14 protein-coding genes and 1 tRNA gene are annotated in these 14571 nt (G+C 50.7%); 12 read left to right on the top strand and 3 right to left on the bottom strand.

What is annotated here, in order from left to right; genetic code table 11:
• Positions 1-101 precede the first annotated feature (101 nt).
• Positions 102-785, top strand: coding sequence for a DUF6901 family protein (locus QEH59_RS02270; RefSeq protein ID WP_308983740.1), 684 nt, complete (start codon positions 102-104; stop codon positions 783-785).
• A 21-nt stretch (positions 786-806) separates the two neighbouring features.
• On the opposite strand, the gene QEH59_RS02265 is transcribed toward QEH59_RS02270, so the two are convergent.
• Positions 807-1592, bottom strand: coding sequence for a hypothetical protein (locus tag QEH59_RS02265; RefSeq protein ID WP_308983739.1), 786 nt, complete (start codon positions 1590-1592; stop codon positions 807-809).
• A 96-nt stretch (positions 1593-1688) separates the two neighbouring features.
• Here QEH59_RS02265 and QEH59_RS02260 point away from each other — a divergent pair, with 96 nt between their 5' ends.
• From QEH59_RS02260 to QEH59_RS02220, 9 genes are all read left to right on the top strand, one after another.
• Positions 1689-2678, top strand: a complete 990-nt coding sequence (locus tag QEH59_RS02260; RefSeq protein WP_308983738.1) for a vWA domain-containing protein — start codon at positions 1689-1691, stop codon at positions 2676-2678.
• Between the two features lie 127 nt (positions 2679-2805).
• Positions 2806-4017, top strand: coding sequence for a tryptophan synthase subunit beta (gene trpB / locus QEH59_RS02255; protein WP_308983737.1), 1212 nt, complete (start codon positions 2806-2808; stop codon positions 4015-4017).
• Positions 4018-4165: 148 nt separating this feature from the next.
• Complete coding sequence (locus tag QEH59_RS02250) at positions 4166-4729, top strand: anthranilate synthase component II (RefSeq protein ID WP_308983736.1); 564 nt, start codon at positions 4166-4168, stop codon at positions 4727-4729.
• A gap of 187 nt (positions 4730-4916) precedes the next feature.
• Positions 4917-5381, top strand: coding sequence for a transcriptional regulator NrdR (gene nrdR, locus QEH59_RS02245; protein WP_308983735.1), 465 nt, complete (start codon positions 4917-4919; stop codon positions 5379-5381).
• Positions 5374-5853, top strand: coding sequence for a hypothetical protein (locus tag QEH59_RS02240; protein ID WP_308983734.1), 480 nt, complete (start codon positions 5374-5376; stop codon positions 5851-5853). The genes nrdR and QEH59_RS02240 overlap by 8 nt, the downstream gene beginning before the upstream one ends.
• A 411-nt stretch (positions 5854-6264) precedes the next feature.
• Positions 6265-6639 (top strand): hypothetical protein, encoded by a 375-nt coding sequence (locus tag QEH59_RS02235; protein ID WP_308983733.1) that lies wholly within the window; start codon positions 6265-6267, stop codon positions 6637-6639.
• Between the two features lie 5 nt (positions 6640-6644).
• Positions 6645-6983 carry a histidine triad nucleotide-binding protein gene (locus QEH59_RS02230; RefSeq protein ID WP_308983732.1) on the top strand — a complete coding sequence of 113 codons (339 nt, stop codon included), beginning with the start codon at positions 6645-6647 and terminating at the stop codon, positions 6981-6983.
• Between the two features lie 294 nt (positions 6984-7277).
• On the top strand, positions 7278-8669 hold the full coding sequence (locus QEH59_RS02225; RefSeq protein ID WP_308983731.1) for an ammonium transporter: 1392 nt from the start codon (positions 7278-7280) through the stop codon (positions 8667-8669).
• A gap of 48 nt (positions 8670-8717) precedes the next feature.
• Positions 8718-9056, top strand: coding sequence for a P-II family nitrogen regulator (locus QEH59_RS02220; protein ID WP_308983730.1), 339 nt, complete (start codon positions 8718-8720; stop codon positions 9054-9056).
• Between the two features lie 330 nt (positions 9057-9386).
• Here the strand turns inward: QEH59_RS02220 and QEH59_RS02215 are convergent, their stop codons facing one another.
• Both QEH59_RS02215 and tkt read right to left on the bottom strand, forming a co-directional pair.
• Positions 9387-11504 (bottom strand): multiheme c-type cytochrome, encoded by a 2118-nt coding sequence (locus QEH59_RS02215; protein WP_308983729.1) that lies wholly within the window; start codon positions 11502-11504, stop codon positions 9387-9389.
• Between the two features lie 136 nt (positions 11505-11640).
• The gene (gene tkt / locus QEH59_RS02210) at positions 11641-13614 is read right to left on the bottom strand and encodes a transketolase (protein WP_308983728.1); all 1974 of its coding nucleotides are present in this window, start codon (positions 13612-13614) and stop codon (positions 11641-11643) included.
• A 170-nt stretch (positions 13615-13784) separates the two neighbouring features.
• On the opposite strand from tkt, the gene QEH59_RS02205 reads away from it, so the two are divergent.
• Both QEH59_RS02205 and QEH59_RS02200 read left to right on the top strand, forming a co-directional pair.
• Complete coding sequence (locus tag QEH59_RS02205) at positions 13785-14210, top strand: phosphoribosyl-AMP cyclohydrolase (protein ID WP_308983727.1); 426 nt, start codon at positions 13785-13787, stop codon at positions 14208-14210.
• Between the two features lie 127 nt (positions 14211-14337).
• Positions 14338-14412: transfer RNA gene (locus QEH59_RS02200), tRNA-Arg, on the top strand.
• Positions 14413-14571 lie beyond the last annotated feature (159 nt).

Raw genomic sequence — 14571 nt, 5'->3', positions numbered from 1 at the left:
TAAACATTGCATGTTCGATATGCGTATACAGTTTTTTTGTTAATACATATATAATGTGATTCGGAGTCGACCTCTCTCACTCTGTGTTCACAGTTGTCGCCATGGATTCCGAAAATGTTGTCTATCACTTTGAACTTGAGGACCGTAAAATTGAATTTGATGTCGCGACCAGCCCTGGGCAGGTTAATGACGATGCGCATCCTGAGTGGGCACGATTAAGTCATCGTCAGTGTGAATGTTGTCCGCTGAAGGAAAGCGATTGCGCTTATTGTCCGGCAGCGACTCGGATTAACGAGGTGATCGAGGCCTTTGCGGATAATCAATCCACAGAGCAAGTAAAAGTGACAGTCACCACCGCAGAGCGTTGTTATTTCGAAGAGTGCGACTTACAGGTGGGAATTAATTCGTTAATGGGATTAATGATGGCCACTAGTGGCTGTCCCGTTTTGAAGGAATTGGGAGCGATGGCTAGTTTTCATATTCCTTTTTGTAGCACCCGCGAGACCTTGCACCGAACAGTGGGCTCTTATTTAATTCAGCAGTATTTTAAGCAACTCAAAGGTGAGGAGGCGGATTGGGAGCTGAAGCATCTCAAGGAGCTTTACGGGGTACTGGAGGGTTTAAATCAGGATTTTTCCAAGCGAATACAATCTTCCGCTACCAGCGATGCCTTGAGCAATGCCATTATCATGTTTTTTGCCACATCGGTGGTAGTGGCGAGTTCATTGGATGAGCAATTGGCGCGCCATGAGCGATATTTAACGAACACACCCAGCCTCAAGTGATTCCGCAGCAGAGCTGCACACTTATCGAATTCCCAATGAGAGTGCGGGTGCAATCAGTAGGGAGGCGTCTAATAATACGCGAAACCCTTCGATGGAGATCCTTTGACGCAGGCCGTGGATTAGCGCGATTAGTATGAAGCTAAAGGCTAATTCGTATGCCAGATCAATTTCGCTCCAGAGTGATAAACCGGCTGCACATAAAGCCAGTGGTGTTAGGTAACGTTCGGTGACTACAGTGGCCAGAGAGTGCACCTGCATCTTTGAGTCGATTTGTCTTTCTTTGGCTCCGATCATGAGGCAATTCAGAAGACATAAAAATGCGAACGCTTCAAAGAATCCCCAAGGGATCGCTTGAGGTAAGAAGACCGCGACTCCACCTGCGTAGATGAGCGCGACGCAGCTTTCTTTTGGAAAAAAGCGGCGTGATAACTTTTGATTTAGAAGGGTGTATACCAGGCACACGGCCAGTAGTTGCGCACCGTGTTTTTGCTGAGTCCAGGTTAGTTGTGTGGCCATTGCCAGGTTGATGATGAGCACGATAAACCACAGGCGCCAAAGTTGCGGCGTATAATATTTTGAGAAACGATGCCGCACAGAGAGTAAGTTGGCCGTATTGCGGGATTTGACATCGCAGAGTCGGTCGGCCAAATAAGTGAGCCAGACCGACAGTGCCAGTACGGTATGCACCTTCCAGCCTAGTTCCAGATGATGCATGCGCTCCAGAGTCATCAGCCAGAGCGCGGCAATGAGTGCGGCGTCAAATGCCAGCACATTGGGCCATTGCCATATTTTGGGAGGTGGTTGCATTGTACGAGAGAGGTCAAAACGACAGAGGCAGTGAGAGTCATTGATTCCATATTTGCAATACGCTACGCGCATTGTATATATGACGGCCATATGCCTATGGCTCCTGCACATAGTCCACTCGAATCTGCACCGAGACGTTCGAAGCTCGGGCCGCTGGCTTTGGCACTGTTGATTCAGGTCGCTCTACTTTTTTTGGCAGTCTTTGTGGTGGTCTTGGTACCAGAGTTTAAATCCGACCCTGAGTTTGTGGCACGAAAGAAAATATATCTGCCGCAAAAGGAGCTGGAGCACAAGGTGGCGCTGGCCGAATTTCAAAATGCCGCCAGTTCTGCGATGCAACTTGAGCGTATTCGTGCGCAGGCATTATTGCCAGATGCAATGCCATCACTTCCGCAGTTGCCCAAGAGCGATTTTAATCCCATTGAGCGCAATCCAGCGGCGTTGCAGTCCGACTCCTTGCTGGGGCAGTCCGGGGTGTTGGGGGCCTTGCAGGGGCTGCAGACCGGGAGCTCATCCGCGTCGCTTTTTGGAATTGAGGACACTGGGGAGCGCATCCTGATTCTATTCGATAATAGCGCCAGTGTTTGGAATAAGGCTAGCAAGGCGGGGGTAAGCACCACACGCTTTATTCGAGAATTGGAGGTGCTGATCGATGGTTTGAATGCCAATACTCAATTTGCCCTGGTGCCTTTTTCCAGAAGTATAGGCTCATTTCGAGATTATATGATCGCCGGCGGGGCGCGTAATAAGCGAGCAGCTAAGGTGTGGATGACTGAAAAAGTACGTAGTCAGTCGCTGTCCACTCAATTGCCTCACGCTGCAGACGGGATACAGGGGGCTTTGACGGTGGCTTTTCAGATGGAGCCGGATGTCATATTTCTTATTTCGGATGGCGATTTTCAGCGTAATATACCGCGGCAGGGCGATGTGCCTTGGGAGGAACTTGAGCGCAGCTTGCGTGAGTTGACACGCGAGTATGGGATACAGCCACGTTTACATTTTATTGGGTTTCAAGTTGAGCCTGAGGCTGTGGACTGGATGCAGAAACTTACCCGGCGCTATAAGGGACAGTTTAAGAAACTTTAAAATGACCTTTCGAGCAGGGCTCAAGCTGTGTGAGGGTAATTTATCTGAGTGCTTGGTCTTGCCTTCTCGCACTTGACTGCTTGACAAACTCTGTTCTGCGCAGCCGTATTTAATGATGCACACAGCCATGTCAGAACTTGAAGTCGATCCACTTAGTCTCCCCGATGCGCGCGGCCATTTCGGCGCTTATGGCGGTATGTATGTGCCTGAGACTTTAATGACGCCATTGTTCGAGTTGACCGAGGCTTATGAGTCGGCCCGCAAGGACCCCGAGTTTCAGCGAGCGCTCGACTTCCAGTTGCGGGAGTTTGCGGGACGTCCTACGAACCTATATTTCGCCGATCGTCTGACGCAGCACTGTGGTGGGGCCAAGATTTATCTTAAACGCGAAGATCTCTTACACACTGGAGCGCATAAGATTAATAATGCATTGGGGCAGGCTTTGTTGGCGAAACGTATGGGGAAAACACGTATTATTGCTGAAACCGGAGCTGGGCAGCATGGGATCGCCACGGCAGCGATGTGCGCGAAGTTGGGCTTTGAGTGTGTGATTTATATGGGTGAGGAAGATATGCGTCGCCAAGCGCTCAATGTATATCGTATGCGGCTCTGTGGTGCGGAAGTGCGAGGCGTCTCTGCTGGGCAAAAAACGCTGAAAGAAGCAGTCAATGAAGCTATGCGCGATTGGGTGACTAATGTGCGTACTACACATTACATTATTGGCTCTGCACTTGGCTCGCACCCGTTCCCAATGATGGTGCGTGACTTTCATCGTGTCATTGGCGAGGAGTGTCGTCGACAGATTATGGAGAAAGAAGGGCGACTTCCTGATGAGGTGGCAGCTTGTGTGGGGGGCGGGTCTAATGCGATTGGTATCTTTTTCGCTTTCCTACAGGATCTGAATGTGCGCTTAACTGGAGTCGAAGCCGGAGGTCGCGAAATTAAGCGTGGTCATCACGCCGCTCGTTTTGAAGGCGGTCAATTGGGAGTCTTGCAAGGGGCAAAGACTTGGATCCTTCAAGATCCTGAAGGGCAGATCGACTTGACGCACTCGGTTTCGGCGGGCTTGGACTACGCTGCTGTTGGTCCTGAACACGCTTATTATAAGGAAAAGGGCCGCATCGATTTCGGTTACGCAACTGATGCCGAAGCCTTGCAAGCGTTTCAAGATCTATGCGCGATCGAAGGTATTGTGCCAGCACTGGAATCATCGCATGGAATCGCTTACACCATGCGGCGCGCCCGCGAAATGTCATCAGATCAGATCATTATCGGTAACTTGAGCGGTCGTGGTGATAAGGATGTGCAGGAGGCTGCGCGTGTGTTGGGTGCTTCATGATTTTTTTGTGTAGCAACGGGTTGAGTGGCGGTTGCCACGCTATCGAGTGGCTAGCGGCAATGCATGTTTAGTATCTGGGGATGGCTCGCTCGGATTTCATCTCGCTTGTGAGCTTGCAGTTCGCGAAGAAGCGGCTTCTGCTTTCATCATGCTTCTTGTTATTGATAATTTTGACTCTTTTACCTATAATCTGGTGCAGTATTTTGGCCAGCTCGGGCAGGAACAGCAGATTTTTCGCAATAATGCGATCACGGTAGAAGAGGCGCTGGCGCTCGACCCTGATCGTGTGATGATTTCGCCTGGGCCCTGCTCGCCCAATGAAGCGGGCGTCAGTCTGGCCATTATTGAGGCATTTGCTGGCAAGAAGCCCTTACTAGGTGTGTGTTTGGGGCATCAGAGTATCGGGCAGCATTTTGGTGGCAAAGTGGTGCGGGCTGACCGGCTGATGCACGGCAAAACGAGTCCTGTGACCCACCGCAATACGGATATTTTTGAAGGCCTGCCGAATCCTATGCAGGCGACACGCTACCATTCACTCTTGGTTGAGCGCGATAGTCTACCAGATTGCCTGGAAGTGACCGCAGAGACCGCAGAGGGCGAGATTATGGGTTTGGCGCATCGGGAGCTACCGATTTGGGGCGTGCAATTTCATCCTGAGTCGCTCGCGACGGAACAGGGCATGAAGATGTTGGAGAACTTTCTTAAACTTTAATAGACTGCCTGTTGGGTCCCTGACGAGTTGACTCGTTCTTGAGAGCTGTGCTGCCACTAAATATAGGGATTGCATATCTCGTTGACTATATCTAGTAGTCAACCTTTCATCGTCATTCTTGAGTTTTCTTTGCTTGGCTTTTGAATGATTCCACTCCTGTCGTTTTATTGCGTCTATCTTCATAATTATGCGTTGTCCAAAATGCGCCTCCATTGAGACAAAAGTGCTCGACACCCGAACGGGTAAGAATGAAACTTCGATCCGTCGGCGTCGTGAGTGTTTGGACTGTGGTTATCGCTTCACCACGATCGAGGAAGTACTGCGTGCCGATTTGCAAGTGGTTAAGCGCGATGGGCGACGGGAAGACTTTGATCGTAGCAAGGTGCTGGGGGGCCTTAAAAAGGCTGTAGAAAAGCGCCCCATCGATGTGATGCAGATTGAAATGCTGATTGCGGATGTGTTGGCGTCTTTGGAGAAAGAGTTCGATCATGAGATTCCTGCGCACGCGATCGGAGAGCAAATCATGCTACGCTTGAAGCATCTGGATCAAATCGCTTACGTACGCTATGCCTCAGTGTATAAAGATTTTCGAGACCTCGCCGAATTGGCTCAGGAAATTAACGAGCTAAAAGCAGCAACTGATAATGTCTAAGGCAAAACCGGCTGCGGTGGAGCAATTGCGTACACTTAATGAATTGCTCGGACGTGTCTCGGACCCGGAGCGGGCGGAGCATGCGCGCCGTGCGCTGGAGTTCGCATACCAGGAGCATCCAGAAGATCTGGAACATTTGCAGTTGGGGGATTATGTTGATAAATTGGCAGATCTCCATTTTGGCGACTCTGCAAATGTGGCTGATTTTGCCTTTGCTCATTGGCACGTGCCGCGGCTTGAAGATTTTAGTCCTCTCTGGATACGGCAAGCGATCGTCGGGGAGATGAAAAAGTTAGCAGGCCGTCGCGAGGGGTTGTTATTGGTGACTGGTTTACGAGAGGCAGTGTGTCCGGCTGGCAAGTATTGGACCAAATACCGTGAGGCGCAGTATCAACGTGTGCGGGATTGGATTGACGAGTTGGCTTGTGCCTGGGCAACCCGTGGGTCGCGTCTTCAGGTAGTGGTGTTGTAGTGCCGCCCATTTCTTGCAGGTAGGCAGGTGGGAGTCAGGTGCGATTAATTATCGCGTCCAGACCTGATGTGTGAGTTGCTTCTCAGACTTATACCACTTCTAAGAATATATGATCTATAAGCTTGGCCTTAGCGTAGCCTCGAAACTTTGTTTCGGGGAGGGATTAACATCGCCCCGGTTCTGAGAACCGAGGTTACAAAAGATATATCTATTAGGGGCAAACTTTTTTCGAATTAGTATTATTTTGCTCACTCGCTTCACTGTGCGCATGCTTTACAATGCTGGTAACGTCGTTTAATCTGTCGATATATGCGCTACCTGTTTTGTTTGCTTCCGCTCCTAGTTTGCCTTCAGTCGCACTTGTTTGCTGTTGAAAATGCAAGTCATCTGCGCGGTATAAATTTTCTTTATATGAATATTGATGGTTCATTTGCGACTGAGGTCACTGCGATGGAACGTCTTGATTTGAGTGATATCATGGAGTTGCAGTTACGCCGTGGCAATATTGAGCTACGAAGTTTTATTGCAAATAAGCCCGAGCTGAATGTCCCTTTAATTGTGCTGTCGATTGATACGTCCAATCGGGTGTCGACAGGACAATTTGACCTGATCCTGCAGGTGCGTGACCATGTTACTATTGATCGCAATCAGGATAAAACTGTTGCGACGACGTTTAGGCTGAGTCGTACCGCCCGCTCTGATGTCAATGAGGTGGATACGATTAAATCAGAACTGCGTGAATTAATGTCAGAGTTTGTGAGCATTTACACCCAACAAAATCCATAAGACCGATGAAAACCTTATTCGAACGAATTATTGATCGCGAAATTCCTGCCAAGATTGAGTACGAAGACGATCTATGTTTAGCGATACATGATATTGAACCTCAGGCGCCCACTCATATTTTGGTGGTTCCCAAGCAGGTGATTCCTCGGATTGCAGAGGCGAATTCGGATCAGCAAGCCTTGTTGGGGCATCTCTTGCTAACGGCGTCATCGGTGGCTGAACAGCTACAGTTGGTGGGTGGTTATCGAATCGTGATTAATAATGGAAAAAACGGTGGTGAGACTGTACCACATTTACATGTACATTTATTGGGCGGTCGTCCGATGGCGTGGCCTCCAGGATGAGTTATTTTGGGCATAATAAACACTTGAAAGGGCGCAGTTATGCGCCCTTTTTTGTTTTGTGAAAATATTGTTCAGTATTTTTTAAGTCTATGTTATTCAGCTAGATTTGGACTTTTGATTAGTAAGTTATTGTGAATTTTAGGTTCTGATTCTGGCTTTTTGGTAAATTGGCATGTGGGATGCTTAATCTTTGTTGTTCGCGTTTTCGCGTCCTGCTCGAATCACTCCCCTACAAGGGTGCTTCGATCTTAATTCCAAATAAAGCAATCAACCTGACTAAACAAAAAAAATACAATGAAGATTAAGAAATACCTTCTCGCTCTGTTGCTCGGCAGCTCGGCGTTTCTGATGGCCGGCTCGCTCGGCGCACAGGAGCTACCGGTTGCAGAAGCGGCAGATGCTGTCGAAGCTGTCGCTGATGCGATTCCATTTGATGAGGCCTATGCGGCTTTTATGGAGACGCCCGGTGCTGCCTTCTTTACTATTAGCAACCTTTGGCTGCTGATTTCAGCGGCCTTAGTGTTTATCATGCACCTTGGCTTCGCTACCGTTGAGTCCGGTCTCGGACAAGCTAAGAATACGGTCAACATTCTCTTTAAGAATGTGTTCATCATTAGCATGGGTATCATCACCTATGCGCTTTGGGGCTTTAACGCAATGTATCCTGGATTCGCTGAGGGTTCTGCAGGTGTCTTCGCGATGGGCTCATGGTTTGATGTTACCGCGTCCGTTGATTTGATGACTTCAGAGTATGCTGACTACACTTGGTATACAGACTTCATCTTCCAAGCAATGTTTGCTGCGACTGCTGCGACCATCGTTTCGGGTGCAGTTGCTGAGCGCGTGAAGCTTTCTTCTTTCATGATCTTTGCCACTTTACTGGTGACTTTCGCTTATCCTATCACTGGTTCTTGGCAGTGGGGTGGTGGATGGTTGTCCGCTCGTGGTTTCTACGATTTTGCGGGTTCCTCCCTAGTTCACGGTTTCGGTGGTTTCGCTGCTTTGGCTTGTGCGTTGATCCTCGGACCACGTGCCGGTAAGTATGTCGACGGTCGCATTAAGCCGATCCTCGGTCACAGCATGCCGCTGGCGACGATTGGTGTTTTCCTTCTCTTCCTCGGTTGGTTCGGATTCAACGGTGGTTCCGTTCTTAACGCAGACCCTTATCTGGTTTCGCTGGTGTTCGTCACTACGGCACTTGCTGCAGCGGCAGGTGGTCTCGGTTCCATCTTCACTTCTTGGATCTTCTTGAAGAAGCCTGATCTTTCCATGGGCTTGAATGGTATCCTGGCAGGTCTGGTTGGTATTACAGCTGGTGCCGATGCAATCGCTCCTAAGTTTGCCATCCTTACAGGCTTGATTGCGGGTATCCTGGTGGTCTTCTCGATCATCTTCTTCGACAAGGTTAAGATCGACGATCCAGTCGGGGCGATTTCTGTCCACGGTGTTTGTGGTATCTTTGGCACACTGGCTGTAGCGCTCTTTGGAGATGCTGCAGGCTTTGGAATCCAATTGATCGGAACACTTTCCATCGGCGCCTTCGCCTTTATCTTCTCGATGATCGTCTTCGGTCTCTTGAAAGTTACTATCGGTGTCCGTGTATCTCCTGAAGAAGAGGCCGAAGGTCTTGACATCGGTGAGCATGGTCAAGAAGCCTATCCTGACTTCGCAAACAGCTCACGCTAAGTTTCGCCTAGCCAATTAACAAAAATAACCACAGATTACATAAAAATTATGAAATTGGTAAAAGCAGTCATTAAGCCCTTCAAACTAGAAGAGGTCAAAGAAGCTCTCGCAGACATCGGCATCGAAGGTATGACCGTCACGGAAGTCAAGGGATTCGGTCGTCAGAAAGGCCACACCGAGATCTACCGTGGTAGTGAATACACTGTTGATTTCCTGCCTAAAGTTATGGTCGAAATCGTTGTTGACGATGCCGACGCGGAAAAGACGACCGATGCGATCGTTAAGGCCGCAAAAACTGGCAAGATTGGTGATGGTAAGGTCTTCGTCATTCCCGTCGAAAGCGCGACTCGGATCCGCACCGACGAGACTGGTCCGGAGGCACTCTAAGCTCGATCTAAAGCGAACGCTTTAACTACGAACCGACCACTCAATAGAGTGGTCGGTTTTTTTGTGTGCGTCCGGCAGGGCGCATTTAACTAAGTTTTGGGGGCGAGAGGATCTCTCCGGTTTTGAGAGCCAAAGTTACCAAAAATATCTCGACCAGGTTCAAAGTTCTTTCGAATTGGTATTACTTGCCCGGTAGTCACGTTGAATCAGGAGCGCAGGGCTCTAAGGTTTGAGACTTGCAGGGCCGGCGTGGTTCAACAGTGGAGCCTTTCGATCTTTGTTTGCTGCTCTCACTGCGACTTTAATGGCGACTGAAGTCGCCACTACTTTCTATTGGCCCTGAGCTTTTTGCATCGCACGTTGCGCATCTTCTGTGCGGTTTAATTTGGTGTAGGCTAAGGAGAGGTTATACCAGGCTCGATAGTAGTCGGGAGCCATGGCGACAGTTTCTTCGAGGTAGCCTGCTGCGGATTCGAGGTCGTTTGCTTCGGCCGCTAAGAGTCCTAGCGAGTAGGGGAAGCGCGGGTCTTTGGGGGCGAGTTCCCAGCCAGCAAAGAGTTGTTTGCGTGCTTCTTTATTGAGGCCCGCTCCGCTGAGGAGGATGGCTCCCTGGTGGTGCATTTCTGGGTTGAGGCGATCTAAAGAGATTGCGCGCTCGACATACATTAAGACATCTTTGGGCTGATTGTGACGTGTGGCGTTATTGGCTTGTATGAGTAGGCTCTGTGGGCGATCGGAGTTAAAGCCCAAGTATTCGGCCCATTCTTTGGCGGCGACGGGATCTACGACATCTTGGTTGCGAGCAGAGAGCCCGCGGCTTGCTGCGATACGCACAGAGCGGCTTTCGTCTTTGAGCAGATCGAATAGTGCATTGCCGCCATCTTCAGTGCGGGCGAGGCCATTTGCAGCACGTACGCGTACGAGTGAGCTTTCATGCTCGAGCATGCTCTGCAGGTAGGCTTCGGCATCTGGATGTGGTAAATAGTTGGCGATCAATCCTGCGTAGGTGGCTTGCCATGCAGGGATCACTTCCTCTTTGGCAAGCTCTAGCAACGCAGGCAATGCCTCTGGATCATAGGCGTAGGCCTTGCTGATCGCACGAGCGCGGGCGCGTTGTGGGCTTGCGGCCAGCTTCTCGCCATACCATGCCTCTGCATGCTCTACCGCCCAATCGATTGTTTGATCGGTGTGGCATTTGCTGCAGGCATTGGGAATGCCGAGTTCTTTGGTCATTAAAGGATCCGGTGAGTGGAAGCCATGATCCGCACGCCAGTCGACTTGCATATAGACGGTCTCTGACATGTGGCATTCAACGCATTGGTTTCCGGTGCTGCCCTCTGCGTGAAAACTGTGTTTGACTGGTTCTATGATTGGGGCTTCCAGCATCCCGGTTTCATGACAGCGCATGCAAAGCATGTTGTTTTCTACTGGAAGGATATGTTCCAGGGTATGTGGGTTGTGGCAGTCCATGCAGGTCACTCCTGCATGTCCCATGCGGCTCATTTCAAAAGAGGCGTGAACAAAGACCTCGTCTAGAATTTGACCGTCCGGATAATATAGGCCTGGTTGGTCGGGGAGTGAAAGTGAGAAATGATCGTCGTAGTGGTCGCCGGGTTCGAAGGCGTCAGAGGTTAGCTGATCTCTTCGTGAGTGGCAGGTCAGACAGTTATCTTTCGTTTGCACGGGGCTGAGCTGAGTGAGTCCGGTGGTATAATCTTGGTGTTGTGCTGCAGCTAAGTGTTCTTCCAGCCCTGTGTGGCACTCTGCGCAGGCAATGCCTTGTTGTATCCAGGTTGATTGGTAGAGGTTGTTTTCGTAGTCGAAGCCCTTGTTGTATTCGGTGGTGTGGCAGTAGGCGCAATTGGCGTTCCAGTTCATGCCCTGTCCTGCCCAGTGCCCCCATTCGCCTGGCATTCGATCCTCGCCGGCAAAGACGTCGACCCACTTGTCGTTGATTACATCGTAGGTGGCGCTAATTGTTTGAAAACGGTCGCCAGGTAAGTGGGCGAGGTATTGACGCAGCGGAGTTTCACCAATGACACCGACAAGCTCATATTCGCTGGTGGCGCCATCTGCTGAGATGACACGTAGTTTAAAAGCGTCTTCGACTTGTACCATCTCATAAGTAACGCCGGATTCTTGGATGCGGCGGGTCGGGGTAAATGCGGTGGCGTCTTTACGGACGGAGACGGGGCGATTGGCTTTTGCGTGATGACTTTGTTTCCAATCCGAAACTGCTTGCTCGTGGCAATTGATGCAGGTGTCGGGGCCGGTTCTGGCGAGTCGTTGCGGATCGTGTGATACTGGAAACACTTGCCGTGGGGCATGTGTTTGCTCCTGAGGGTCGTTCGTCGTGCTTTTAGTAGTTGTAGAGTCGCTACAGCCAGTAAGGAATATTACTAGGCTAGCGAATAGGGCATAGAGTGGCATGGGCAATGGCATAGACATGTGCGCTCTAAGACATTCCACGGAGACAGCTTTCGCAATTAAAAATGCTGTGAGTTTATTGAGCGTACTTCTATTTTTTGCAAAAAAACGCCGTCCCTTGTTAGGACGGCGTTCTAGAATCAAAACTGCTTATTATTTAGAGTAGTTCTTTTGCTACTGCGGCAACATTGTCGGCAGTCATGCCGAGCTGGGCCATTACAGTATCGCCGGGAGCGGAGATCCCAAAGCGGTCGATGCAGACAGTCTTGCCGGTGAAGCCGACGTATTTGCCCCATGTGCTGGAGACACCTGCTTCAACGGCTACACGTGCTGTGCAGTTGCTGGGAAGCACGCTTTCGATGTATTCGTCACTTTGGCGCTCGAAGCGTTCGAAGCATGGTAGCGACACCACGCGCACACCTTCGCCGAGTTGCTCTGCGGCGCCCATGGCGTGTTGTAGCTCCGAGCCGGTTGCCATTAGAATGAGCTTTAAGTCGCCGCTTTCCTTTTTGGCGATGTAGCCACCATTAAGTACGCCCTGGCGGCGTGCGCTGATACTTAAGCTGTCTTGTGCAGGAATGTTTTGACGGGTGAGAATGAGGGCGGTGGGGCCATCCGCACGTTCCATTGCAGCCGCAAAGGCCCCGGCTGTCTCTTCTGCATCCGCTGGGCGAATGACGTCCAGGTTCGGGATGACCCGTAGGCCGCTAACCGTTTCCACAGGTTGGTGGGTGGGGCCATCTTCACCAACGCCGACAGAATCGTGGGTAAAGATGTAAGTGACAGGCAGCTTCGCCAGTGATGCGAGGCGAATTGAGCCGCGCATATAGTCTGCAAATACCAGAAAAGTCGCGCCACTGGCTTTGAAAATGCCATCATAGGCGATCCCGTTGCAGATGGCACCCATGCCATGTTCGCGAATGCCAAACCAGATATTGCGTCCGTCAAAGTTCTCGGGGCCAAAATCACCGCCGTCCTTGATGTAGTTTTTGGTGGAGCCATAGAGGTCGGCTGAACCACTGATTAGGTTGGGCACCGCTTTGGCAACTGCTTGCATGATCGTGCCTCCCGAGGCGCGTGTTGCAGCTTTGGTGCCAGCTTCAAATTCTGGAATTTGCTCGATTAGATCACTTGGCACTTCGCCCTTGAGCTCTGAGGCGAGCGCAGGGTTCGCTGCGCTCCATGCGGCAAAGACTGCTTCCCACTCCTTGTAGGCGCTTGCGCCAGCTTGGGCGACTGCAGCAAAATGGGCGCGTACTGCATCAGATACGTAGAAGGTCTCTTCCGGCAGACCGAGCCCCTTACGTGCGGAGGCGGCAAATTTGGCGCCTCCTTCTCCGTGCCCTGCAGAGGTGCCTTCGACTTCGGCGATGCCTTTGCCAATCGTGGTTTTTGCGATGATTACTTTGGGTTTGCCGTTGTCGTTACCTTTGGCTTGTGCAATTGCGCCTTCGATGGCGGCAAAGTCGTGTCCATCGATGATAACCGTATCAAATCCCTGAGATGTGAAATAAGCGGCTGCGTCTTCACTTTGCGTACGATCAGCCATGGCGTCGAGGGTGACGTCGTTGGAATCATAGATCAGAATTAAATTATCTAATTTATTGTGACCTGCAAATGCGATCGCTTCTTTGGCAACACCTTCTTGCAGGCAACCGTCGCCGTGCAGGGCAAAGACGTGTTGATCGAAAATGGTATGCTCCGCAGTGTTAAATTTAGCTGCGGCACGTTTTGCAGAGAGTGCATAGCCGACCGCATTGCCGATGCCTTGGCCGAGTGGGCCAGTGGTGGCCTCAACGCCCACGGTATCGCCAAATTCAGGGTGCCCCGGGGTTTCGGAGCCGAGCTGACGGAAATTTTTCACTTCATCCAGCGAAAGGTCATAGCCTGCAATATGTAGCCATGAATAAAGAAACATTGAACCGTGGCCGGCGGAGAGCACAAAGCGATCGCGATTCAGCCATTTCGGGGCGGCTGGATTGTAGCGCAGTCCGCCTGCGCCGTAAAGCACTGCGCCAATTTCGGCGCAGCCGAGTGGTAGGCCGAGGTGGCCAGAGCTACAGGCGTGAATCGCATCGATTGCGAGGCCACGGGCTTGTGTCGCTGCTTGGGAGAGGATCTCTGTTTGCATAATATTTATTCGTTGTGTGCCTAAGTTAGGCAATTTTCAATTTTCCTAAAGCGGAGAAGATGAACGGATGCTCTGTAATGAAAAGGAAAAATAGGACCTTTCCTATGAATTTACTTCATTCAGGTCATTCAGAACTCGACTCTTGAAACAGATAACTCTAGCTCGAAGGCATGACGCATGAAGAATTAGAAGAGGGCAATGTTCTCAATCTCGATTTCGCAAAGCTACGTAAAGTGGCAAATTGCGAGTCTGACGTACTGCCAGCCATCGCGCAAGATGCGCAAACGGGAGAGGTCTTGATTGTGGGCTATGCTAATGAGCTGGCTTTACAAACCGCTCGTGAGTGCGGTATGGCTACATTTTGGAGCACCAGTCGCAATGAACTTTGGATCAAGGGCAAGACCAGTGGCGATTATTTGAAAATCGAAGAAATTCGTGTCAACTGTGAGCAAAACTCCATTCTCTACAAGGTGACACCAGCTGGCAAAGGCGCTTGTCATACTAAGAATCAAGCAGGGGTGGCTCGCTCAGGGTGTTACTATCGTCGTTTACAAGCAGATGGCTCGCTAGCATTTGTGGATTCCGCGCAAGCTTAAGGGGCACTCGCAAGTGGTTTGATTTAACGCGCCTTAGAATTTGTTGTATGCGGATCTGTAGTCTGGAAGTGTTTTCGCATTGACCCGATGCCATCTGTGGAGTGGTTTGAGCAAGTATTCAGTGCTTGCTCCCGTAGTTCAATGGATAGAGCGGCGGTCTCCGAAGCCGCAAATGGCAGTTCGAATCTGCCCGGGAGCACCAGCCTTCGCTTGAGCGCAGCGGAAGTGAAGGCGGACCGTAGCTTTATTGAAATGCGGCGCTCAAGACTACGGCTTGGCATGCCAGTTAGGTTCGCTTGAGCGCAGCGAAAGTGAAGGCTGTCCCGCCGGCCTGTGACGCCGTAATTTATGAAGGCGCAAG

Origin of the sequence: Thalassobacterium sedimentorum (assembly GCF_031127905.1) — a bacterium.
GTDB classification, from domain to species: domain Bacteria; phylum Verrucomicrobiota; class Verrucomicrobiia; order Opitutales; family Coraliomargaritaceae; genus Thalassobacterium; species Thalassobacterium sedimentorum.
Note: the sequence above shows the minus strand (reverse complement) of the source record. Positions and strands in the feature narration are given on the sequence as shown.